We start from the raw sequence: 21,080 nt of genomic DNA on the forward strand, positions 1-21,080 counted from the left end.
GACCACGAGCAGCGCCTGGGCGTCCGCGCCCGCACTGAGCGCCAGCGCGGTCAGCGCGCCGGCCGCCGCGCCGCCCAGGCTCCAGGCGCCGTGGAAGGCTGAGATGATCGGCCGCCCGTAGCGCCGCTCGACCTCGACGGAGTGGGCGTTCATGGCCACCTCGGTCACGCCCAGTCCCAGCCCGAACAGCACGGCCAGGCCCGCCAGCATGCCGTACCCGGTCGCGAGCGCCGGCCCGAGCAGCGCGAACGCGGAGACCGGCCCGGCCACCCAGCAGACCCTCCGGCTGGAGAGCCGGTCCACGAGCGGCCCCGCCGCCAGCATGGACACCAGCGCGCCGGCCGAGATGAGGAGCAGGACGCTGCCGAGCCGGGCCGCGCCGAGCCCCAGCCGTTCGTCCAGCGACGGCAGTCCCGCCGCCCATAACCCCATGACGAAGCCGCACAGGACGAAGAAACCGAAGACTCCGATACGGGCACGCCGGGCTTCTGTCAGCTTTTTGTTCACGGCTAGAGCATAATAAACATCACCATGAGGGCAAACGGAGCGACCACGAGCGGGGAACTGCGCACGCACAACCGGGTCCGGCTGCTGCGCGCCGTGCACGACGGCGGCGCGACCAGGACCCGCTCCCAGCTGACCCGCGACCTGGACCTGGCCAGGGGAACCGCCTCGGTGCTGGTGGGCGGCCTGGCCGAGGACGAGCTGCTGCACGAGGCGCCCGCGGCCGGGCACGGCAGGGGGCGGCCCACGATGGTCCCGGGCCCGCACCCGCGCGGGCCGGTCGTGCTCGCCGCCGACGTCAGGGAGGACGCCTGGGAGCTGGCCGCCTGCGAGCTCGGCGGTCGCGTGACCGTGCTGGCGGTGCGGCCCCACGACGGCACCCCCGAGGACGCGCTCCTGCCCCTGAGCGCGGCGATCGGCGCCCACGGCGCGCGGTACGGTGGCCGGGTCGTGGGCGTGGGCGTGGCGGTGGCGGGCCCGGTCCGCCCGGACGGCCGGACCGACATCGCCCACCTGGGCTGGCGCTCGGTGGACGTCCCCGCCCTGCTCGCCCGTGGCGCCCACGCGGGCCCGCATCTCCCTCCGCCGGCCGGCGCCGGTCCCGGAGCGGCGCCGATCCGGCCGGAACCGGCCGTCAAGGGCGTACGGGTCGGCAACGACACGGCGCTGGCCGGGCTCGCCGAGGCCCGGCGCGGCCGCCTGCGCGGGGTCGGGCTGGGGCTGCACCTGCACGTGGACTTCGATCTCGGCGGCGTGCTGGTCGTCGGCGGGCGGCCCCTCGCCGGGGCCGGCGGCACCGGAGCCGAGTTCGGGCACATGCCCCTGCACACCACCCGGCCCCCGCACGCGCCGGGGGTCACGGCCGCGAGCCGGTCCTTGGGCGCGGCGGAGGCCGGGGAGCCGGCGCTGTGCATGTGCGGGGCGCGGGGGTGCTGGGGGATGGAGGTGGGCGCGAACGCGCTGCTGCGGCGGCTCGGCCTGGAGTACGGGGGCGGCCGGGGCCGACGTCAGGCCGAGGAGATCCTGGCGCGGGCCGCCGCCGGCGACGGGGACGCGGGCGAGGCGGTCCTGGCCGTGGTAGAGGCGCTCGGCTGCGGGATCGCCGCCCTGGTGAACGCGCACGACCCCGAGGTGGTGACACTGTCCGGGCTGGGCGCCGACCTGTTCGACCGGGCGGAGGCGGAGCTGCGCGCGGCGGGCGAGCCGTGGCTGATGAGCATCCGCAGGGCATGCCCGCCCCCGATCGTCGCCTCGCCGCTGCGCTGGCGCGGGCCGCTGCTCGGGGCGATGGAGGCGGTGTTCGACGCGTTCCTCACCCCGGCCGGATTGGCCGCCTGGCAGGCCGCGACACGCCCGGGAACTTAGTGTGATCTAAAGCACGCTTCAGGGCGAAAACCAACCATCATGGACAGAACCCGGCCCCGCCCCGGGACGCGGCACGCGGCGGCCTGGACGGTCGGGCGGCAAGCCTCAGGACGAGGCCCTCGCGAGCGGCCTGCCTGGAGCCCCGGCTGACCTCGTCTTCCCTGGTCAAAGCCCGTTTGGTCACCATCGGACCCGGTATCCCACCCTGCCCCTGACCCGACGCCCGAGAGCGCGCGACCGGGGGCGCGTACCCCATCGGCGACACCCCCAGGTAGAAGGCGGCGGGGACCAGCGAAGGGACCGTGCCGGGGCGGAGAGCTCGAGCGACGCTTTCCGCTACACGATCCGCTGGTATCCGCCATGATTAGCCACTGCACTACGGGTAACAGAATCCCCGATCGTTAACTCCCCGAGGAGAGAACTAGACATGGCACTTCCTACTCTCACCCCCGAACAGCGCAAGGCCGCGCTGGAGAAGGCCGCGGAGGCCCGTGCTGCCAGGACCGCTCTGCTGGCGAAGGTCAAGGCGGGCGAGCTGTCGTTCTCGCAGCTGCTCGAGCGTGACGACGACATCGCCAAGAAGATCAAGGTGTCGCAGGCGCTCCGCGCCGTGAAGGGCGTCGGCCCGGCCAAGGCCACCGCTCTGATGGAGGAGGCCGGCGTCGACGAGAAGCGCCGCCTCGGCGGCCTGGGCGCCCAGCAGCGCAAGAAGCTGGTCGAGGCGCTCGGCTGACAGCCGGGCCACCCAGGTCCGCGCGACCCGCCGGCGACGAGGGATGCCGGCCGCGCGCAAGGGGATGACCGGGCCGAGTGGGGGCTGACGGGCGGCACGCACCGCCCCGAAGCAGGCCCGGTTCCGGCTGCCGCGACCGCGGGCACGCCAGCTGCTCCGGCCTCCGCCGGGGCAGGCCGGCGGTCGGCACGGCCGCCGATGGGACCGGCACGAACGCCGCCTCGGAGCGGCCCCCGGTCGCGCCGCGGGGCGAGCGCTCAGGAGCGCAGGTACGCCAGGACGGCGAGCACCCGGCGATGCTGGTCGCTGTCGTCGGCGTAGAGGCCGAGCTTGTTGAAGATGCTCCTGATGTGCTTCTCCACGGCCCCGTCGCTGATGACGAGCTGCCTGCCGATGGCGGGGTTGGACCTGCCCTCCGCCATCAGGCCCAGCACCTCGCGCTCGCGCGGCGTGAGGGAGGCGAGCGGGTCGTCCCTGCGTCTGCGCACCATCAACTGCGACACCACCTGCGGGTCGAACACGGTCCCGCCCGCGGCGACCCGCCGCAGGCCCTCCAGGAACTCCTCCACGTCCACGACCCGGTCCTTCAGCAGGTAGCCCACCGCGCCCCTGGCGTCGGCGAGCAGGTCGTCGGCGTAGGACACCTCGACGTACTGCGACAGGATGAGCACCGGCGCCCCGGGCACCAGCTGCCGGGCCCGCACGGCGGCGCGCAGCCCTTCGTCGGTGAAGCTGGGCGGCATCCGCACGTCCACCACCGACACGTCCGGGCGGTGCTCGGTGACGGCCTCGACGAGCGCGTCGCCGTCGCCGACGGCCGCCACCACCTCGAAGCCGAACTCTTCGAGCAGCCTGACCAGGCCCTCCCTGATGAGCACGGCGTCATCGGCCACGACTACGCGCACGGCACCTCCGCTACGATCACCGTCGGCCCGCCCTCCGGTGAGCTGACCGTGAGCTCCCCGTCGACGGCGCGGAGCCGGTCGGCCAGCCCGGCGAGACCGTGTCCCTTGGCGACGTGCGCGCCGCCGACCCCATCATCGCCGATGGTCAGCACCAGGCGGTCACCGGTGTGCGCGAGCCGGACGGTGCAGACGGTGGCGCGGCTGTGCTTGGCCACGTTGGTGAGCGACTCGGCGACGACGAAGTAGACGGCGTTCTCGACCGCGGCGTCGTACCGTCCGGTCTCCGGCACGTCCAGGTCGACGGGGACGGTGCTGCGGCCGGCGAGCGCGGCGAGCGCGGGCGCGAGCCCCCGGTCGGACAGGATGGGCGGCGCGATGCCGCGCGACAGGGCCCGCAGCTCGTCGAGGGTGTCGCGGGTGGCGGTGATCGCCGACTTGATCGTGTCCTGGGCGGCCTCGGGGTCCTTGGCGAGCTGCCGCTGCGCCCGCGACAGCTCCATGGCCAGCGACACCAGCCGTTGCTGCGGGCCGTCGTGGATGTCGCGCTCCAGCTTGCGCAGCGCGTTGGCCTCGGCGGAGACGGCGGCGGCGCGGCCCTCGGCCAGGTCGTCGATGCGTTCGTGCAGCTCGGCCACGCCGGTCAGCAGCACGCGGCCGAGCCCGGCGCGCAGCAGAGCCGCGCCGCGCACCACGAACGGCATGATCATCAGGAACAGCAGACCGATCGCCATGTAGAAGACGGTGTTGATCAGGTAGCCGTCGCCCAGGCCGAGCAGTTCGGGCAGCTCCCGGTTGTCCGGGATGCGCGACAGGAAGATGCCGTAGACGGGCCAGGTCAGGCCGGCGAGCGGGACCGCCCAGAAGACGACGGTGAGCACGAACGACACCAGCGCGATCGGGAAGTTCACGATGGTGTGCAACAGGTCGAGCCAGGACTGTCCGCTGGTGAGCGGGTTGATGAGCCGCCGGAAGCGGCCCGCGCCGACCGGCGGCGCCTTGTAGCGGGGACGCACGGGCGGGCGTCCGAGCACGTCGGAGAGCCAGCCGCGCTCCCCGTCGGCGAACGCGCGGGCGATCAGCAGCGTCCCGGCCAGGATCGGCACGCCGACCCACACCACCGAGGTGCCGACACCGGCGGCCAGGCCGGCGACCGTGATCGGGAAGGCGAGCACGGCCGCGGGGAAGCCCACGAGCGTGTAGCGGGTGTCCAGCAGGATCCGCCTGATCAGGGAGCGCATGGCACCAACGCTAAGCCCGCGGCACACCCGTTTCGAGCCGGTATGCCGGTGTATCGGGGTGGGGACAGCCTTACCCCCGGCGGTCACGGCCGCCCGCCTCGAAGACGGCGGCTCACGGCACTGTGCCGGACGGCCGCGGCCGGAAGCCTGGAGACATCGTCCCCCCGATGAATCGAGGCATCCCCATGACCGTCCTGCTGGAGCGACCACGCACGGCGCCGGCCGCGCCGCGCGACCCGTTCCTCGACCTCCTGCGGGTGTTCGGGATGGCGCTGGTGGTGCTGCAGCACTGGACCGTCCCGGTGCTCGGCTACGACGGCGTCCGGCTGACCACCGGCAACGCGCTGGCCACCCCGGGCATGTGGGTGGTGACGTGGATCAGCCAGGTGATGCCGCTGGTGTTCTTCGCGGGCGGCGCGGCCAACGCGATCAGCTTCGGCCGCTCCCCCGCCGGCGGGCCCCGCTGGCTGACAGGCCGGCTGCGGCGGCTGGCCTGGCCGCTGCTGCCGCTGGCGGCGGTGTGGGTCCCGCTGCCGCACCTGCTGCTGGCGCTGGGCGTGCCCGAGCAGCCGCTGGAGACCGGAGCGCGGCTGACGGGCCAGCTGCTCTGGTTCCTCGCCGTCTACCTCGTCGCCGTGGTCGCGACCCCGTACCTGCTGGGGCTGCACGAACGGTACGGGGCGCGCGTCCCGGCGGCGCTGGCCGCCGGGGCGGTGCTGACGGACGTGGCCCGGTTCGCGTCCGGGGTCGACGCGGTGGGTTACCTGAACGTGGTCTTCGTCTGGCTGGCGGTGCACCAGCTCGGATTCCTGTACGCGGACGGGCGCCTGACGCGGCCGGGCCTGCTGGCGGCCTTCGGGTACGGGACGGCGGCGCTGCTGGTGGCGGCCGGCCCGTACCCCGGCAGCATGATCGGGCTGCCGGGGGCCGAGACCTCGAACATGGCGCCGCCCACGCTCGCGATCATGGCCGTCGGGTTCGGGCAGGTGGGGCTGGCCCTGCTGCTGCGGGAGCGGATCCTGCGGCTGCCGCTGCGCCGCCTGCTGCGCTGGGCGGGGCCGCGGATGATGACCGCGTACCTGTGGCACATGCCGGCGCTGTTCGCGGTGACGGGTGTGCTCGTGGTCGGCCTGGGCGCGTCGACGCCGCAACCGGGCAGCGTGGGCTGGTTCACCGGCTGGCCGCTCTGGTTCGGGCTGCTGTCCCTGGTGCTCTGGCCGCTGCTGCGCCGGTTCGCCCGGTACGAGGACCCGCCCGCCTTCGCGTACGGGGCCGCGACCTGGGGCACCGCGCTGGCCGCCGCCGCGCTGATCGGCGGCGGGCTGCTGGCGCTGACCGTGCGCGGGTTCGCACCGGAGCCCGCACCGGTGCTCGCGGTGGCCGCGGTCGCGGCCGGGCTCTGGCTGACCTCGGTGAGCCCGCCGAAACGCGCCCGTCATCTCACCGGGGCACAATGACACGCCATGACGACCGTCCGTCCCGTGGCCGAGGCCGACCTGCCGGCCGTCACCCGCATCTACGCCCACTACGTCACCGAGACCGTCGCCACCTTCGACGAGACGCCGCCGTCGCGTGACGAGTGGCGGGCCAAGGCGGCGGCGATCACCGGAACGGGGTCGCCGTTCCTGGTGGCCGAGGAGGACGGCGCGGTGCTCGGCTACGCCTACGCCACCCGATACCGCCCCAAGCCCGCCTACCGGCACACGCTGGAGGACTCGGTCTATCTCGCGCCGGAGGCGACCGGGCGCGGGCTGGGCAGGCTGCTGCTGGGCGAGCTGATCCCCGCCGCCAGGCTCGCCGGGGCACGCCAGCTCGTCGCGGTCGTCGCCGGCAGCGGGGAGGAGGCGGCCTCGCTCCGGCTGCACGCCGCCTTCGGGTTCACCGAGGCGGGGCGGCTGCGCGGAGTGGGGTTCAAGCACGGCCGCTGGATCGACACCACGCTGCTCCAACTCGATCTGGGGTCCTAGCACCCTCCGGGCTTCGGCAGGATAGAGGGGTGAGCCTTCTCATCGACCGCCTGCCGGAAGAGATCGACGCCGATCCCGACACCATCTACGAAGCGTTCGCCTCCTGGAACGCCGAGAGGGGGCTCACGCTCTATCCCGCCCAGGAGGAGGCGCTCATCGAGGTGGTCTCAGGCAGCAACCTGATCCTGGCCACCCCCACGGGCTCGGGCAAGAGCCTGGTCGCCGCGGGCGCCCACTTCGCCGCGCTCACCCGCGACCAGCGCACCTTCTACACCGCGCCGATCAAGGCCCTGGTGTCGGAGAAGTTCTTCGACCTGTGCGCCGTCTTCGGCACCGAGAACGTCGGCATGATGACGGGCGACGCCAGCGTCAACCCGGGGGCGCCGATCATCTGCTGCACCGCCGAGATCCTGGCCAACGTGGCGCTGCGCGACGGCGCCAGGGCCGACATCGGCCAGGTGGTGATGGACGAGTTCCACTTCTACGCCGAGCCCGACCGCGGCTGGGCCTGGCAGGTGCCGCTGCTGGAGCTGCCGCACGTGCAGTTCGTGCTGATGTCGGCGACGCTCGGCGACGTGGCCATGTTCGAGCGCGACCTGACCCGGCGCACCGGCCGCCCGACCGCGGTGGTCAAGAACGCCGAGCGGCCCGTCCCGCTGGTCTACTCCTACCGGATGACGCCGCTGCACGAAACGCTGGAGGAGATGCTGACCACCGGCCAGGCCCCGGTCTACGTGGTCCACTTCACCCAGGCGGCCGCCATGGAGCGGGCCCAGTCGCTGATGAGCATCAACATGTGCACCAAGGCCGAGAAGGAGGCGATCTCCGCGATGATCGGCCACTTCCGATTCACCACGCGCTTCGGCCGCGCCCTGTCGCGTCTGGTCCGCCACGGCATCGGCGTCCACCACGCCGGCATGCTGCCGAAGTACCGCCGGCTGGTGGAGCGGCTGGCCCAGGCCGGGCTGCTCAAGGTCATCTGCGGCACCGACACGCTCGGCGTCGGCGTCAACGTGCCCATCCGCACCGTGCTGTTCACCGCCCTGTCCAAGTACGACGGCAGCAAGGTGCGGCGGCTGCGCGCCCGCGAGTTCCACCAGATCGCCGGCCGGGCCGGCCGGGCCGGTTTCGACACCATCGGCTATGTCTCCTGCCAGGCCCCCGAGCACGACATCGAGAACGCCCGCGCGCTGGCCAAGATCGGCGACGACCCGAAGCGGCGGCGCGGCTACGCCCGCAAGAAGCCGCCGGAGGGGTTCGTCGGCTGGAGCGAGGAGACGTTCCAGAAGCTGCAGCAGGCCGAGCCGGAGCCGCTCCAGTCACGGTTCAAGGTGAGCAACGCGATGCTGCTGGCCGTCATCAACCGGCCGGGCGACTGCTTCCAGGCGATGAAGCACCTGCTCACCGACAACCACGAGGACCGCAAGTGGCAGCGGCGGCACATCAGCCAGGCCATCGCGATCTACCGGTCGCTGCTCGCCGGCGGTGTCGTCGAACAGCTCCCCGAGCCTGACGAGCAGGGCCGCCGGGCCCGGTTGACCATCGAGCTGCAGGAGGACTTCGCGCTCAACCAGGCGCTGTCGACGTTCGCGCTGGCCGCCTTCGAGCTGCTGGACCGCGAGTCCCCCGGCTACGCCCTGGACATGGTGTCGATCGTCGAGTCCATCCTGGACGACCCGCGCCAGATCCTGTCGGCCCAGCTCAAGAAGGCGCGCGGCGAGGCGGTCGCCGAGATGAAGGCCGACGGCGTCGAGTACGAGGAGCGGATGGAGGCCCTCGCCGAGGTCATGTACCCGATGCCGCTGGAGGACCTGCTGCTCGGCGCGTACGAGACCTACCGGCGCGGCCACCCTTGGGTCGGCGACTACACCGTCAGCCCCAAGTCCGTGGTCCGCGACCTGTACGAGCGGGCGATGACGTTCGGCGAGTACATCCAGTTCTACGAGCTGGCCCGCTCCGAGGGCACCGTGCTGCGCTACCTGGCCGACGCCTACCGCACGCTGTCGCGCACCGTCCCCGAGCACCTCAAGACCGAGGACCTGGTCGACCTGATCGAGTGGCTCGGCGAGCTGGTGCGCCAGGTCGACTCCAGCCTGATCGACGAGTGGGAGAAGCTCGCCAACCCCGACGAGGCGCTCGAACGGCGGGAGCAGCTGGAGACCCGGGTGCGCCCGGTCACCGGCAACCCGCGGGCGTTCCGGGTGCTGGTGCGCAACGCCATGTTCCGCCTGGTCGAGCTGTGCGCGCTGGAGAAGGAGACGGAGCTGGAGGAGCTCGCCCCCGACGTCGACTGGGGGGCCGCGCTCGACGCCTACTACGACGAGCACGAGGAGATCCTCACCGACGCCGACGCCCGGGGACCGGCGCTGCTGCGCATCGAGGAGGAGACGGGCCTGTGGAAGGTCCGCCAGACGGTGAAGGACCCCGCGGGCGACGGCGACTGGGGCATCGACGCCCAGGTCGACCTGACGGCGTCCGACGAGGAAGGCCGGGCCGTCATCCACGTCCAGGGCCTCAACCGGCTTTGACGCGCTCTCCGGCCTGAAGGTCGGAGACTCAGCCCGTGCCGTACGTGCGGCACCTCTGTGGCTTCCTGTTTCGCCGGGTCGCGCCCTCCGCTAGGCGGCGGGTCTTACGGTCCCTCCACAGGCGTTCAGCCTCTCCGCCCGTCCGGCGGCGAGGATGTTGATCGCGGCGTTGACGTCCCGGTCGTGGACTGCTCCGCACGGGCAGGTCCACGACCGGATGTTCAGCGGCATCGTGCCCGCCACGGCGCCGCACGCCGAGCACGACCTGCTCGATGGGAAGAACCGGCCGACCTTGGCGAAGCCCCGGCCGTACAGGCCGGCTTTGTACTCCAGCATGGTCACGAACTGCGACCAGCCCGCATCGTGAACGCTCTTTGCCAGCCGGGTGCGGGCCAGGCCCTTCACACACAGGTCCTCCACGTACACCGCTTGGTTGTCGCGGATGATCTGCGTGGAGAGCTTGTGCGCGAAGTCCCGGCGCGCGTCGGCCACCCTGACGTGAGCACGGGCGACTCGGGCCGCGGCCTTCTTCCGGTTCGCCGACCCCTTGGCCTTGCGGGACAGGGCCTGCTGAGCCTTCTTCAACCGTCGTCCGGCACGGCGCAGAAACCTCGGGTTGTCGATCTTCCGGCCGTCTGAGAGCACCGCGAAGTGGGTGAGCCCCAGATCGATACCGACCTCGTCCGGCGTCCGCGGCAACGGATCCGCGCCGGTCTCGACCACGAACGAGGCGAAGTACCGCCCCGCCGCGTCCTTGATGACCGTCACGCTGGAGGGCTCGGCGGGCAGATCACGAGACCATCGCACCGGCACGTCGCCGATCTTCGGCAGGCGCAGCTTCCCGCCCGCCGTGACCGTGAAGCGGGCGTTCTTGGTGAACCGGACCGCCTGCCGGTTGTCCTTGCGGGAGCGGTAGCGGGGCGGTGCGACTTTCGGGCCTTTGCGCCTGCCGGTGATCGAGGCGAAGAAGTTGCGGCAGGCCATGTTCAGGTCCGCGAGCGCCTGCTGGAGCACCACGGCGGAGACCTCGCCCAGCCAGGCGCGTTCCGGCGTCTGCTTCGCCTGCGTGATCACCAGTTTGGACAGGTCCCCGTCCGAGACGTGTGGTCAGGCTCCTGCTTCGCAGGAAGCGTGGGTGGCGCCGCGATCAGTGTCCTGCGGCAGTACATCGAGCAGAACCGCCCGGTCTGAGCCGGGTAGCTGCTTCACCCCCGGACTGAAGGCCGGAGCACTGCGGACGACCCAGGTAGCGGGTACGGCGGCCGGACGGTGAGCTGGCTCCGCCGCGTCAGCGCGGCAGGGCCAGGGTCATGAAAACGCTGTTGGGGTCGGGTCGATAATCCGCGAACGGCTCGCAGTAGGCGAATCCGAACTTCTCGTACAGCCTTCTGGCGGGCAGGAAGAACTCTCCCGAGCCGGTTTCCAGACTGATCCGGGCGAATCCCATGCGTGTGGCCTCGGCGATGATGTGGGTCAGCAGGAAGGATCCCACTCCGCCGCGTTTGCGAGCTGTGGCGGTGCGCATGGATTTGAGCTCGGCGTGTTCGGTGTCGAGCCTTTTGACGGCTCCGCAGCCGACCAGGGTGCCCTCGTCCCAGACCGACCAGAACGTGATCTCGGGACGGCGCAGCCCGTCGAGGTCGAGGGCGTGCTTGCTTTCCAGCGGTGTGGTGGACAGCATCTCCTGGACGTGCTCTTCCAGGAACTTGGCGATCTCTTCGCCGGTGAGGTCGTCGACCACGATCTCCAAGGATGACCCCCTTCACTCGCCGATCGACCCTATATCTCCTGTGTTAAGGGGATATGTCCGGCACAAGTCGGCGCTTTTACGGAAGGGGGCTTCTCGCCGGGGTCCGGGCTGGCCCCCGCGTGCGGCAGCCCCGGCACCCGGCGGGAAAAGAAAAAGCCGTGTGCCGGGATGGACTGGCAAGGACATCCCGGCACACGCCTGTCGTCCTTATAATCGCGTCACGATGGTTGATGTCGTGTCATGACAATGTCCCAAGATCGTGACATTTCATGATACGGCCTGGTCAGCAGGCGGCAATCTTGCAGATCTTGCCCAGCATCTTCCTGCTGTCCTTGAGCTGCATCCTGAAGTCCGCAGTGGCGGGCGGGCCCCACTCCCCTCCGACCGTGTAGATCACCAGCGCGTTCGCCCGCCGCGTCACGATGCCGCGCTCGCCGCCGATGGCCGGCTTCCCCCGGCTGTAGGCCTGGCCTATGACGGCGAGAGACTCGTCGCCCAGCTTCACCTTCTTGCCGGAGTAGCGGTAGTTCTTGGTGCCGCAGGCGCGGACCGCGGCACGAAGGTCCCGCATCGCCTTCTTGGCCGTGGCCTTGGAGGTGTAGAGGATCACCTGCTCGGACTTGGAGTAGTCGGGCACGGCCGTGTAGATCAGGGTCTTGGCCGCCTCGCGCCCGGACCGGGCGAGCGTGGACCTGTCGCACGGATTGACCACCAGCTTGGCCGAGGTCCTCCTGGTGACCTCCCAGCTGTGCTCGGGATTGTCATCCTTCTTGGCCGCGGCCTTCTCGTACAGCATGAACCCGTTGGGGATGGCCACCGCCGCGGCCAGTAAGAGCGTCGACATCATGGCGACATCGTACGAGCGCGCGGCTAACCCCCGGAGACGTCCGACTCCGCGTCCTCGGGCACCACGGTGTCCCACGGGTCGTCCAGCCAGCCGTCCGGCAGGTGGACCTTGCCGCGTTCGCCGGACTTGCCGCGCGGCGTGTCGGTGTTCGGCGGCCACGGCTGGTCCGGGTCGAGCTCGGCCAGGCCCTCCCGCAGCTCGTCCAGCGACCCGGCGGTCGTCACCTTGCGCCTCAGCTCCGCGCCGACGGTGAAGCCCTTGAGGTACCAGCCGATGTGCTTGCGGAAGTCGGCGATCGCGTAGCGCTCGGTGTCGAACGTCTCGACCATCATCGTGGCGTGCCTGGCCATCGTCGCGGCCACCTCGCCGAGCGACGGCCGGGCCCGCTCGGGGCTGCCGGCGAACGCGTTGGCCAGGTCGGCGAACAGCCACGGCCGGCCCAGGCAGCCCCGGCCCACGACCACGCCGTCGCACCCGGTCCTGGCGACCATCCGCAGCGCGTCGTCGGCGCACCAGATGTCGCCGTTGCCCAGCACCGGGATCTCCGGCACGGCCTCCTTGAGCCGCGCGATCGCGTCCCAGTCGGCCGTCCCGCCGTAGTGCTGGCGCGCGGTCCGCGCGTGCAGCGCCACCGCGGCCACGCCCTCCTCGGCGGCGATGCGGCCGGCGTCGAGGTAGGTCAGGTGGTCGTCGTCGATGCCCATCCGCATCTTCATGGTCACGGGGAGCGGGCCCGCGTTCGCCACCGCCTCACGCAGGATCCGCCGCAGCAGGTTGCGCTTGTACGGCAGCGCGGAGCCGCCCCCGCGCCGGGTGACCTTGGGCACGGGGCAGCCGAAATTGAGGTCGACGTGGTCGGCCAGGTCCTCCTCGGCGACCATCTTGACCGCCCGGCCCACGGTCCGGGGGTCGACCCCGTACAGCTGCAGGCTCCTGGGCCGCTCGGACTCGGCGAAGCGGATCATCTTCATGGTCTTGGCGTTCCGCTCCGCCAGGGCCCGCGAGGTGATCATCTCGCACACGAACAGGCCGCCGCCCTGCTCCCGGCAGAGCACCCGGAACGGCGCGTTCGTGATGCCCGCCATCGGCGCCAGCACGACGGGCGGCCACACCTCGATCGGCCCAATCTTCATGCGCCCAGTTGTAGCGCACGTCCGCCAGGGAGCGGTATTCGCCCGATACGCTGGCTCCGACGTGCGGGGGAAGGGGACTGATGCTGCTACGCGTGCGCGTCGCGCTGCCCGACCGGCCGGGCTCGCTGGCGCGGATCACCCAGGCGCTCGGCGACGCCGGAGCCGACATCACCCAGATGATCGTCCTGGAGCGGGGCGAGGGCAGGGCGGTGGACGACATCACCGTGTTCTGCCCCGACGGCACCACCGTCGAGATGCTGCGCGAGCGCCTCACCACCGTGCCCGGCGTCGCCGTCGAAGGCGTCTGGCCCACCCGCGAGGCCGTCGGCACCTACCCCGAGCTGGAGATCCTCAAGTACGTCACGACAGCGGGCGAGCGCGGCCTGACGACGCTCGTCGACTCGCTGCCGGTGCTGTTCAGCGCCGACTGGGCCGCGACCGCCACCGCCGACGGCGTCGTCTACGCCAGCTGGCGCGCCCCGCACGAGGTGCCGCTGCCCGACCCGGTCCCGGCTCGGCCCGCGGCCACCACGCTGGAGGGCGGCCTGCACGTCATCCACGCCCCGCTGCCGCCGCTGGCCCTCACGCTCCTGCTGGCCCGCTCCGACGGCCCCGCCTTCCACCGCATCGAGGTGCACCGCCTGACCCGCATCCTGGAGATCTTCCTGATGATGCCGGCCACGGAGCGGAGCGTCGCCCGCCAGTTGCGCGGGTGAGGCGAGGCGGCGGGAAATTCGCTACAGTAGTCGGGCAATGCGGAAGTGGCTCAGGGGTAGAGCATCACCTTGCCAAGGTGAGGGTCGCGGGTTCGAATCCCGTCTTCCGCTCGGAGAGGTCGCCCCGGTGGAGTGGCCGAGAGGCGAGGCAGCGGCCTGCAAAGCCGTGCACGCGGGTTCAAATCCCGTCTCCACCTCCATGGACGATTAGCTCAGCGGGAGAGCGCTTCCCTGACACGGAAGAGGTCACTGGTTCAATCCCAGTATCGTCCACCACCTCGACGAGCCCCCGGCCCCGCCGGGGGCTCTCGCATGTGCGGCCCCTGCGGCCCCCGCGCCCCCTGCGGCTCTTCGGCGGCCTGACCGCGCGCGTGGACGCGAAGTGAAGCGGTGGGTTAGGTTGCCCGGCATGAGACTGAGACTCGCGTTGAGCGTGCTGTCCGCCGCCTGCCTGCTCGCCTCCGCTCCCCCGCCCGCTCAGGCGGCGACGCCGTCGCCCGGGTGGGAGACGCAGGCGCTCGGGTGGGAGACGCAGGCGACCGGGGTGAGCGCCCGGTTACGTGGGCTGTCTCCGGTGAGCCGGCACGTGGCCTGGGCCTCCGGCTCGGCGGGGACCGTCCTGCGGACCGTCGACGGCGGCCGGAGCTGGCAGAACGTCTCGCCGCCCGGCGCCGAGGCGCTGCAGTTCAGGGACGTGGAGGCGTTCGACGCCCGCCGGGCCGTGGCGCTGTCCATCGGCGAGGGCTCCGACTCGCGGGTCTATCGTACGGACGACGGCGGCCGGACGTGGACCGAGACGTTCAGGAACGACGAGCCGCGCGCCTTCTACGACTGCATGGCCTTCTTCGACCGGCGGCATGGGCTGGCGATGAGCGACCCGGTCGACGGCAGGTTCCGCATCCTGGCCACCGAGGACGGCGGGCGGAGCTGGCGGGTGCTGCCTTCGGACGGGATGCCGGAGGCGCTGCCGGGCGAGGCCGGGTTCGCGGCGAGCGGGCAGTGCCTGGTGACGGCGGGTTCGCGGGACGTCTGGCTGGCCGCCGGCGGGGCGGAGCGGGCCCGGGTGTTCCACTCACGGGACCGGGGGCTCACCTGGACGGTGGCCGACACGCCCATCCCCGGGGGCGATCCGGCCCGGGGCGTGTTCGCGCTGGCCTTCCGCGACGGGTGGCACGGCATCGCGGTGGGCGGCGACTTCCAGCCCGGTCTGCCGTCACCGGACGCGGCCGCCGTCACCCGCGACGGCGGAGCCACCTGGCAGCCGTCGGCGGTCCCGCCGCCCGCCTACCGGTCGGGGGTGACGTGGCTGCCGCACCTGCCGTTCGCGGCGATCGCGGTGGGGCCGACCGGGAGCGACGTCACCTACGACGGCGGGCGGACCTGGCGGACGTTCGACCCGGGGTCCTTCGACACGGTGGCCTGCACCCGGGACCTGTCCTGCTGGGCCGCGGGCGAGCAGGGCCGCGTCGCCAGGCTCACCCTGCGCCGGTGACCCTCAGCGGACGCCGCGCGGACGGAACTGCACGCTGATGCGCGGCCCCGCCGGACGGGTGGTCTTGGGGACGGCGTGCTCCCAGGTGCGCTGGCAGCTGCCGCCCATCACGACGAGGTCGCCGTGGCCCAGGTCGTAGCGGAGTGAGGGGCCGCCGCCGCGCGGGCGCAGCAGCAGCGGCCGGGCGTGGCCGACTGACAGGATGGCCACCATCGTGTCCTGGTCGGCTCCCCGGCCGATGGTGTCGCCGTGCCAGGCGACGCTGTCGCGGCCGTCACGGTAGTAGCACAGGCCGGCGGTGGCGAACGGCTCGCCCAGCTCGTCGCGGTAGTGCTCGTCGAGGGCCTGCCTGGCCTCGGCGAGCACCGGGTGGGGCAGCGGCTCGTCCTCCTCGTAGAACTTGAGCAGCCGGGGCACGTCGACGACGCGGTCGTACATCCTGCGGCGCTCGGCCCGCCACGGCACCGACTCCGCCAGCCGCTCGAACAGCTCGTCGGCTCCCGACAGCCAGCCCGGCCGCACGTCGAGCCACGCGCCGCGGCCGAGGTCCGTGCGGCGGACCGTCGAGCCGAGCGGCCCGACGGCGAGCTCCTCGTCCAGGCCGAACAGGGACGCTTGGTAGACAGCCGCCATACCTGCGATCCTACGTCATCCCTTTCAAACAGGTTTTCGACTGTGCCGGTTCTGCCTGGCTGGGCAGGGAGAGGGAACGAGACAGGAAACGGGTGGCGTCGCCTCGGGCCGCAGCGGGTCGCGCCACCGCGGCCCACCGAGGACACATCATGCTCACCACGCAGTTCCTGCCGGGCAGCCCGTGCTGGGTCGACCTCGGCAGTTCCGACCTGGAGGCGTCCGCGAGCTTCTACAGCGGCCTGTTCGGCTGGCGGTTCGAGCCGGCCATGGAGGGATACGGTCTGTGGCAGATCGGCGGCGACACCGTGGCGGCGGTCGGCTCGGTGATGGAGGAGGGCACCGGCCCGGCCTGGATGATCTACTTCCAGACGCTCGACTGCGATGAGACGGTCAAGGCCGCCGAACTGGCCGCCGGCACGGTGCGCTCCCGGCCCTTCGACATCGAGGGGCAGGGACGGATGGCGCAGCTCACCGACCCGGCGGGGGCGGACTTCGCGCTCTGGCAGCCGGGCGGCACGCGCGGCCTCGACCTGGTGAACGCGCCGGGGTCGCTCGCCTGGGCCGAGCTGTACACGCCGGACCTCGACGACGCCCGCGCCTTCTACCGGTCGGTCTTCGGCTGGCGGTTCACGGACATGGACATGGGGGACTTCACCTATCCGGTCGCCTACCCGGCCGACGGCGACGGCGAGTTGTCGATGGCGGGGCTGGCCCGGCTGGAGTCCGGCGGTCCCGCGCACTGGGGGCCGTACTTCGAGGTGCCCGACTGCGACACGGTGGTGGCCATGTGCCAGGAGCTCGGCGGCACGGCGCGCGGGCCGGTGGAGACGGTGCCGCGGGTCGGCCGGATGGCCTTCCTCTCCGACCCGCACGGGGCGCGGTTCGCGGTGATCACCAGCACGACCTGAGCGCCGTACGGGTGTAACGTCTTCTGGGTGCTGACCCGTTACATGCTCGGTGCTCTCGCCTCCCGCACCGGGGATGAGATGTCCGGGCCCGCGCTGCTGGTCGCCGGGCTGGCCGTGACCGGGTCGCCGGTGCTCGCCTCCGCGCTGCTGGCCGGGCTGACCGCGTCGGCGGCGGTCGGGGGGCCGCTGCTCGGTGTGCTGCTCGACCGGACGCGGCGGCCGGGCCGGGTGCTGGGCTGGTGCCTGGCCGGGTACGGCGCGGGGCTGCTGGTCGTGCTCGCCGGACTGGGGCGGGTGCCGGACGCGGTGCTGATCGGGGTGGCCGTGCTGACCGGGCTGCTCGGGCCGTCGCTGAACGGCGGGTGGACCGCGCAGTTGCCGTTGGTCGTCGAGGCCGGCCGGCTGCCCCGGGCCAACGCGCTGGACGCGATGAGCTACAACGTGGCGGGGCTGGCCGGGCCCGCGATCGTGGCGCTGATCGCCACCGTCGCCGGCGGGGAGGCGGCGGTGGCGGCGAGCGTGGCGCTGCTGGCGGCGGCCCTGCCCGGGGCGTGGGCGCTCCCGCTCCGGCCGCACAGGCGGGAACGGGCGGGGGCGGTCACGGCCGAGATCGCCGCGGGGTTCCGCGCCATCGCCGGGGGCCGGGCGCTGCGGCGGGCCACCGTGACGTCCATGATCTCGATGGCGGGCGTGGCCCTGCTGGTCGTGGCCGCGCCGCTGCTGGGCCTGCGGCTCGCGGGCGACGCCGGGTACGGGGCGCTGCTGCTGGCGGTGACGGCCGGAGCCGCGCTGATGGCCAACGCCGTGGTCGCGCGGGTGGGGAAGGCCTGGAGCCGCGACACGATGCTGGTCGTGTCCACCCTGCTGATCGGGGTGGGGACCCTGGTGGCGGCGGTGGCCGGGTCGTTCGCGGTGGCGGTGGCGGGCGCCGCGGCAGCGGGGGTCGGCCAGGGGCCGCAGCTCACCGCGCTGCTCGCCGTGCGTCACCGGGAGGCGCCGGAGCGGGTGCGCAGCCAGGTGTTCACGACCGGGGCCAGCTTGAAGATCACCTCGTTCGCCGCCGGTTCGGTCCTGGCGGGGCCGCTGGCGGCGCGCTCGCCGGCGCTCGCCCTGGCGGTGGGCGCGGCCGTCCAGCTCCTGGCCGTGGCGGCGTACGGCCTGCTGTCACTCCCCCGGACCCGCCGCGGCCCGGAACCGGGAGCGACGGGCGGGGCGGAGAAAGACGATCAGGCGGGGCGGGTGGAGCGGTAGGCGGCCACCCGCTCGCGGGTGGCGCAGCGAGGGCTGCAGTAGCGGCGAGGGCTGCCCCCGCCGGCGTGCAGGAAGGGCCGGCGGCAGGCCGGGGAGGCGCACAGGCCGCCGGGGACCCGCTGGTGGTCGGCCAGGAGCACGGCCAGGGCCAGCGCCGACGACGCCTGGAACCACTCGGCCCAGGGCGCGTCGTCGTCGCTGTCGACGTGCACGTGCCAGCCGGTCGTGCCGTCGTGGCTGGTGAGCCGGGGCGGCCCGGCCGCGGCCGCCAGGAGGCGGTTGAGCAGGACCGCCGCCGGGGCGGGGGCGGGCACGGCGAGGACCTCGACGAGCCGGGCCGCGACCTCCCGCATGGCCCGCAGGTCGGCCTCGGCCAGGTCGAGCGGCCCGCGCTCGCCGTGGGCGAGCAGCACCCGGGCCACCGACTCCGCCGTCGCGTCCTCGTACAGCAGGGCGGTGCACAGCTCGACGGCCCGCGCCGCCATCGCCTTGGCCGAGTGAGCCTCCACGCCTCCGAGGGTAGGGTCAGCCGCCGCTGGCGGCGGTCACTGAACTGATTCTCATATGAGTATGGAGCGAGGATCAGTCGTCTTGGTCCATCACGGATCAGCTACGTTCGCGGCAGTTCGCGGCGGCCCGCGAAGCCCAGCTCCGACCGGTGGTACCAGCCCAGCTCCGTCTCGCCCTCGATCCAGCACAGCCGCACCGACGCGCCGTCGAGCACGGCGGGGAAGTCCAGCAGCACCGGCGCGATGCCCTTCACCTCCAGGCCGAGACCGGTCCAGCGGCCCAGGATCTCCTGCATGCGCGCCTCGATGCCCTTGAGCTCCGGCAGCCCGCCGAGCGGCGACGCGCCGGCGGTGTCGCGGTCGTAGGTGATCTCGGCGAGGTCGGCGCGGGCGGCGACGAGCTCGGCGGCCTCGGCGAGGATCACCGGCATCAGCGAGCGGGCCTCGGCGAGGGAGAAGAGCCTGTTCATAGCCGGGAACGTTAGCGGTTCGGCTCGTAGGCCCGGAGCAGAAGGCGCTCGGCGTGGTCGAGGTAGCCGTCGAGGTAGGCGGCGGCGCGGTCGGACTCGCCGGCCTCGATCAGGGCGAGCAGCTCGCGGTTGCGGGCGACGAACGGCTCGTGGAAGTCGCGCGGGTTGTCCATCACGTGGAAGACCAGGCGCAGCTCGGCCAGGAGCTGGCGCATCGTCTCGTCCAGCCTGGGGCTCTCGTTGAGCGCGACGAGGGCCTGGTGGAAGCGGATGTTCGCGGTGCCGACGGCCTGCCAGTCGTCGCCGCCGGCGGCCCGCTCGGCGTCGGCCAGCGCCTCCCTGATCAGGGTCATGGCCTCCGGCGTCGGGGGGCGGCGGACGGCCGCGCCTTCGAGCACCCGGCGCACGCGGTAGAGGTCGGAGACGTCCTCGGCCGACAGCACGCGGACGAAGACCCCCCTGTTGAGCCGGTGGTCGAGCAGCCGCTCGTGGCTCAGCAGCCGGAACGCCTCCCGCAGGGTGTTGCGCGAGACGCCCAGCGCCTCGCAGATCGACTCTTCGGAAAGGCGCTGGCCGGGCTGGAAGAGCCCTTCGGTGATCCGGTCGCGCATGATGTCGGCGACCCGCTCGGCGGTGCTGCTGCGCCCGAGGCGGGATCGGTCCTGGATCAGGTCGGCTACTGCGTCATCCACAGGGTCCAGGAAATCATCGAGCAAACCTCTTGTCGAATCGTTCAACGATCCTTACGTTGAAACAGTGACCCCCTGACGGAAGGAGCGTTCGATGCCCGGCTCCACCTCCCAATCCCGGCGGGTGATCCTCGCCAGCCTGATCGGCACGTCTCTGGAGTGGTACGACTTCTTCCTGTACACGACGGCCGCCACCCTGGTCTTCGGCAGGCTCTTCTTCCCGACCTTCGACCCGCTCAACGCCACCCTGCTCGCCCTGACCACGAACGCGGTGGCCTTCGTCGCCCGGCCGCTGGGCGGCATCGTGTTCGGCCACTTCGGCGACCGCACCGGCCGCAAGACGGTGCTGGTCGTGACACTGCTGGTGATGGGCATCTCGACGTTCCTCATCGGCGTGCTGCCCGGATACGACACGGTAGGCGTCCTGGCGCCTGTCATGCTGGCCACACTCCGGTTCGTGCAGGGTCTGGGGCTCGGCGGCGAGTGGGGCGGCGCCGTGATCATGTCGCTGGAGCACGGCGACCGCCGCCGCCGCGGCTTCAACGCGAGCTGGCCGCAGGTCGGCGTGCCGGCGGGCTACGTGCTGGCCACCGGCCTGCTCGCGTTCCTGTCGTTCACACTGCCGGACGCCGCGTTCCTGTCGTGGGGCTGGCGGGTGCCGTTCCTGCTGTCCGGCGTGCTCGTCTTCGTCGGCCTGTGGGTCCGCCTGAAGATCACCGAATCGCCGCTCTTCGCCGAGGTCGAGCAGCAGGGCGCCAAGGCGCGGCTGCCGTTGCTGGAGGTGCTGCGCACCCATCCGCGCGCGCTGCTGTCGGCCTTCACCGCCCGGATCGGCGTGGACGTCGCCTTCTACACCTTCACCGCGTACATCCTCGTCTACCTGACCGGCCCGCTCGGGCTGGACCGGCAGGTGGGGCTGAACGCGGTGCTGGTCGCCTCGGCCCTGCAACTGGCGCTGATCCCGCTGTTCGGCTCACTGTCGGACCGGTACGGCAGACGGCCGGTGTACCTCGCCGGCGTGGTGGGCGCCGCGGTCTGGGTGTTCGCGTTCTTCCCGCTGCTGGAGACCCGGTCCACGTTCCTGATCATCGTGGCCGCGGTGGTCGCGCTGGTCACCCACGCGGCGATGTACGGGCCGCAGGCGGCGTTCATCGCCGAGCTGTTCAGCACCCGGCTGCGCTACAGCGGAGCCTCGATGGGCTACCAGGTGGCCGGCATCGCGGGCGGCGCCCTCGCCCCGATCATCGCCATCAAGCTGTTCGACGCGTTCGGCACCACGCTCGCGGTGTCGGTGTACGTGGTGGCCGCGCTGGCGGTCACCGCCCTGGGCCTGGCCATCGCGCCGGAGACGCGGGACCTCGACCTGGCCGCCGAGCCGGGCCCGTCGCCGCAGCGCGCCTGAGACCACCCTTCTGAAGTCGCCGCGAAACAACCGCGGGGGG

Annotated in this window: 19 protein-coding genes, 3 tRNA genes and 2 pseudogenes; 13 read left to right on the top strand and 11 right to left on the bottom strand. The window is 72.4% G+C overall.

Features of this window, described 5'->3' with window-relative positions; translation table 11 throughout:
- Nucleotides 1-507: pseudogene (locus tag OUY22_RS26715) on the bottom strand (MFS transporter); the annotation flags it as partial.
- A gap of 24 nt (nucleotides 508-531) precedes the next feature.
- On the opposite strand from OUY22_RS26715, the gene OUY22_RS26720 reads away from it, so the two are divergent.
- Both OUY22_RS26720 and mihF read left to right on the top strand, forming a co-directional pair.
- A complete protein-coding gene (locus tag OUY22_RS26720) occupies nucleotides 532-1,869 on the top strand; it encodes an ROK family protein (protein ID WP_270157926.1) in 1,338 nt (445 codons plus the stop codon).
- Between the two features lie 427 nt (nucleotides 1,870-2,296).
- The gene (mihF, locus tag OUY22_RS26725) at nucleotides 2,297-2,602 is read left to right on the top strand and encodes an integration host factor, actinobacterial type (protein ID WP_101784984.1); all 306 of its coding nucleotides are present in this window, start codon (nucleotides 2,297-2,299) and stop codon (nucleotides 2,600-2,602) included.
- A gap of 257 nt (nucleotides 2,603-2,859) precedes the next feature.
- Here the strand turns inward: mihF and OUY22_RS26730 are convergent, their stop codons facing one another.
- Both OUY22_RS26730 and OUY22_RS26735 read right to left on the bottom strand, forming a co-directional pair.
- The gene (locus OUY22_RS26730; RefSeq protein WP_270157927.1) at nucleotides 2,860-3,507 is read right to left on the bottom strand and encodes a response regulator; all 648 of its coding nucleotides are present in this window, start codon (nucleotides 3,505-3,507) and stop codon (nucleotides 2,860-2,862) included.
- Complete coding sequence (locus OUY22_RS26735) at nucleotides 3,498-4,745, bottom strand: sensor histidine kinase (RefSeq protein ID WP_270157928.1); 1,248 nt, start codon at nucleotides 4,743-4,745, stop codon at nucleotides 3,498-3,500. Before OUY22_RS26735 ends, OUY22_RS26730 begins: the two co-directional genes overlap by 10 nt.
- A gap of 167 nt (nucleotides 4,746-4,912) precedes the next feature.
- Between OUY22_RS26735 and OUY22_RS26740 the strand changes: the two genes are divergently transcribed.
- The 3 genes from OUY22_RS26740 to OUY22_RS26750 are packed head-to-tail and all read left to right on the top strand — an operon-like array spanning nucleotide 4,913 to nucleotide 9,240.
- Complete coding sequence (locus OUY22_RS26740) at nucleotides 4,913-6,202, top strand: acyltransferase family protein (RefSeq protein WP_270157929.1); 1,290 nt, start codon at nucleotides 4,913-4,915, stop codon at nucleotides 6,200-6,202.
- Between the two features lie 6 nt (nucleotides 6,203-6,208).
- Complete coding sequence (locus OUY22_RS26745) at nucleotides 6,209-6,712, top strand: GNAT family N-acetyltransferase (RefSeq protein ID WP_270157930.1); 504 nt, start codon at nucleotides 6,209-6,211, stop codon at nucleotides 6,710-6,712.
- Nucleotides 6,713-6,741: 29 nt separating this feature from the next.
- Nucleotides 6,742-9,240 (top strand): DEAD/DEAH box helicase, encoded by a 2,499-nt coding sequence (locus tag OUY22_RS26750; RefSeq protein ID WP_270157931.1) that lies wholly within the window; start codon nucleotides 6,742-6,744, stop codon nucleotides 9,238-9,240.
- 90 nt (nucleotides 9,241-9,330) lie between these two features.
- Here the strand turns inward: OUY22_RS26750 and OUY22_RS26755 are convergent.
- The 4 genes and pseudogenes from OUY22_RS26755 to dusB all read right to left on the bottom strand — a co-directional run.
- A pseudogene (locus tag OUY22_RS26755) lies at nucleotides 9,331-10,347 on the bottom strand (RNA-guided endonuclease InsQ/TnpB family protein); the annotation flags it as partial.
- Between the two features lie 181 nt (nucleotides 10,348-10,528).
- Nucleotides 10,529-10,981, bottom strand: coding sequence for a GNAT family N-acetyltransferase (locus OUY22_RS26760; RefSeq protein WP_270157946.1), 453 nt, complete (start codon nucleotides 10,979-10,981; stop codon nucleotides 10,529-10,531).
- Nucleotides 10,982-11,273: 292 nt separating this feature from the next.
- Complete coding sequence (locus OUY22_RS26765; RefSeq protein ID WP_270157932.1) at nucleotides 11,274-11,837, bottom strand: hypothetical protein; 564 nt, start codon at nucleotides 11,835-11,837, stop codon at nucleotides 11,274-11,276.
- 23 nt (nucleotides 11,838-11,860) lie between these two features.
- Nucleotides 11,861-12,970 carry a tRNA dihydrouridine synthase DusB gene (gene dusB, locus OUY22_RS26770; protein WP_270157933.1) on the bottom strand — a complete coding sequence of 370 codons (1,110 nt, stop codon included), beginning with the start codon at nucleotides 12,968-12,970 and terminating at the stop codon, nucleotides 11,861-11,863.
- 80 nt (nucleotides 12,971-13,050) lie between these two features.
- On the opposite strand from dusB, the gene OUY22_RS26775 reads away from it, so the two are divergent.
- From OUY22_RS26775 to OUY22_RS26795, 5 genes are all read left to right on the top strand, one after another.
- A complete protein-coding gene (locus tag OUY22_RS26775) occupies nucleotides 13,051-13,686 on the top strand; it encodes an ACT domain-containing protein (protein ID WP_270157934.1) in 636 nt (211 codons plus the stop codon).
- Between the two features lie 39 nt (nucleotides 13,687-13,725).
- Nucleotides 13,726-13,797, top strand: a tRNA-Gly gene (locus OUY22_RS26780).
- Nucleotides 13,798-13,812: 15 nt separating this feature from the next.
- Nucleotides 13,813-13,886 (top strand) — tRNA-Cys (locus tag OUY22_RS26785).
- 1 nt (nucleotide 13,887) lies between these two features.
- Nucleotides 13,888-13,962 (top strand) — tRNA-Val (locus OUY22_RS26790).
- Between the two features lie 133 nt (nucleotides 13,963-14,095).
- On the top strand, nucleotides 14,096-15,178 hold the full coding sequence (locus OUY22_RS26795; RefSeq protein WP_270157935.1) for a WD40/YVTN/BNR-like repeat-containing protein: 1,083 nt from the start codon (nucleotides 14,096-14,098) through the stop codon (nucleotides 15,176-15,178).
- Between the two features lie 3 nt (nucleotides 15,179-15,181).
- Here the strand turns inward: OUY22_RS26795 and OUY22_RS26800 are convergent, their stop codons facing one another.
- Nucleotides 15,182-15,811 (bottom strand): alpha-ketoglutarate-dependent dioxygenase AlkB, encoded by a 630-nt coding sequence (locus OUY22_RS26800; RefSeq protein ID WP_270157936.1) that lies wholly within the window; start codon nucleotides 15,809-15,811, stop codon nucleotides 15,182-15,184.
- Between the two features lie 149 nt (nucleotides 15,812-15,960).
- On the opposite strand from OUY22_RS26800, the gene OUY22_RS26805 reads away from it, so the two are divergent.
- Both OUY22_RS26805 and OUY22_RS26810 read left to right on the top strand, forming a co-directional pair.
- Nucleotides 15,961-16,719, top strand: coding sequence for a VOC family protein (locus tag OUY22_RS26805; protein ID WP_270157937.1), 759 nt, complete (start codon nucleotides 15,961-15,963; stop codon nucleotides 16,717-16,719).
- A gap of 27 nt (nucleotides 16,720-16,746) precedes the next feature.
- A complete protein-coding gene (locus OUY22_RS26810; RefSeq protein ID WP_270157938.1) occupies nucleotides 16,747-17,970 on the top strand; it encodes an MFS transporter in 1,224 nt (407 codons plus the stop codon).
- On the opposite strand, the gene OUY22_RS26815 is transcribed toward OUY22_RS26810, so the two are convergent.
- The 3 genes from OUY22_RS26815 to OUY22_RS26825 all read right to left on the bottom strand — a co-directional run bounded on the left by OUY22_RS26815 (nucleotide 17,946) and on the right by OUY22_RS26825 (nucleotide 19,641).
- The gene (locus tag OUY22_RS26815) at nucleotides 17,946-18,479 is read right to left on the bottom strand and encodes a CGNR zinc finger domain-containing protein (RefSeq protein ID WP_270157939.1); all 534 of its coding nucleotides are present in this window, start codon (nucleotides 18,477-18,479) and stop codon (nucleotides 17,946-17,948) included. The genes OUY22_RS26810 and OUY22_RS26815 overlap by 25 nt on opposite strands.
- A gap of 101 nt (nucleotides 18,480-18,580) precedes the next feature.
- Nucleotides 18,581-18,949 (bottom strand): DUF2203 domain-containing protein, encoded by a 369-nt coding sequence (locus OUY22_RS26820; RefSeq protein WP_270157940.1) that lies wholly within the window; start codon nucleotides 18,947-18,949, stop codon nucleotides 18,581-18,583.
- 11 nt (nucleotides 18,950-18,960) lie between these two features.
- Nucleotides 18,961-19,641, bottom strand: coding sequence for a GntR family transcriptional regulator (locus OUY22_RS26825; protein WP_270157941.1), 681 nt, complete (start codon nucleotides 19,639-19,641; stop codon nucleotides 18,961-18,963).
- Between the two features lie 91 nt (nucleotides 19,642-19,732).
- Here OUY22_RS26825 and OUY22_RS26830 point away from each other — a divergent pair, with 91 nt between their 5' ends.
- A complete protein-coding gene (locus tag OUY22_RS26830; protein ID WP_270157942.1) occupies nucleotides 19,733-21,040 on the top strand; it encodes an MFS transporter in 1,308 nt (435 codons plus the stop codon).
- Nucleotides 21,041-21,080 lie beyond the last annotated feature (40 nt).

It is taken from the genome of Nonomuraea corallina (assembly GCF_027620315.1).
Lineage (GTDB): Bacteria > Actinomycetota > Actinomycetes > Streptosporangiales > Streptosporangiaceae > Nonomuraea > Nonomuraea corallina.

Excerpts from the sequence above, each read along its gene's own strand:
- OUY22_RS26720 (WP_270157926.1), top strand. The coding sequence starts at position 532 with ATGAGGGCAAACGGAGCGACCACGAGCGGGGAACTGCGCACGCACAAC.
- mihF (WP_101784984.1), top strand. The coding sequence starts at position 2,297 with ATGGCACTTCCTACTCTCACCCCCGAACAGCGCAAGGCCGCGCTGGAG.
- OUY22_RS26735 (WP_270157928.1), bottom strand. The coding sequence starts at position 4,745 with ATGCGCTCCCTGATCAGGCGGATCCTGCTGGACACCCGCTACACGCTC.
- OUY22_RS26740 (WP_270157929.1), top strand. The coding sequence starts at position 4,913 with ATGAATCGAGGCATCCCCATGACCGTCCTGCTGGAGCGACCACGCACG.
- OUY22_RS26745 (WP_270157930.1), top strand. The coding sequence starts at position 6,209 with ATGACGACCGTCCGTCCCGTGGCCGAGGCCGACCTGCCGGCCGTCACC.
- OUY22_RS26765 (WP_270157932.1), bottom strand. The coding sequence starts at position 11,837 with ATGATGTCGACGCTCTTACTGGCCGCGGCGGTGGCCATCCCCAACGGG.
- dusB (WP_270157933.1), bottom strand. The coding sequence starts at position 12,970 with ATGAAGATTGGGCCGATCGAGGTGTGGCCGCCCGTCGTGCTGGCGCCG.
- OUY22_RS26775 (WP_270157934.1), top strand. The coding sequence starts at position 13,051 with ATGCTGCTACGCGTGCGCGTCGCGCTGCCCGACCGGCCGGGCTCGCTG.
- OUY22_RS26795 (WP_270157935.1), top strand. The coding sequence starts at position 14,096 with ATGAGACTGAGACTCGCGTTGAGCGTGCTGTCCGCCGCCTGCCTGCTC.
- OUY22_RS26800 (WP_270157936.1), bottom strand. The coding sequence starts at position 15,811 with ATGGCGGCTGTCTACCAAGCGTCCCTGTTCGGCCTGGACGAGGAGCTC.
- OUY22_RS26805 (WP_270157937.1), top strand. The coding sequence starts at position 15,961 with ATGCTCACCACGCAGTTCCTGCCGGGCAGCCCGTGCTGGGTCGACCTC.
- OUY22_RS26820 (WP_270157940.1), bottom strand. The coding sequence starts at position 18,949 with ATGAACAGGCTCTTCTCCCTCGCCGAGGCCCGCTCGCTGATGCCGGTG.
- OUY22_RS26830 (WP_270157942.1), top strand. The coding sequence starts at position 19,733 with ATGCCCGGCTCCACCTCCCAATCCCGGCGGGTGATCCTCGCCAGCCTG.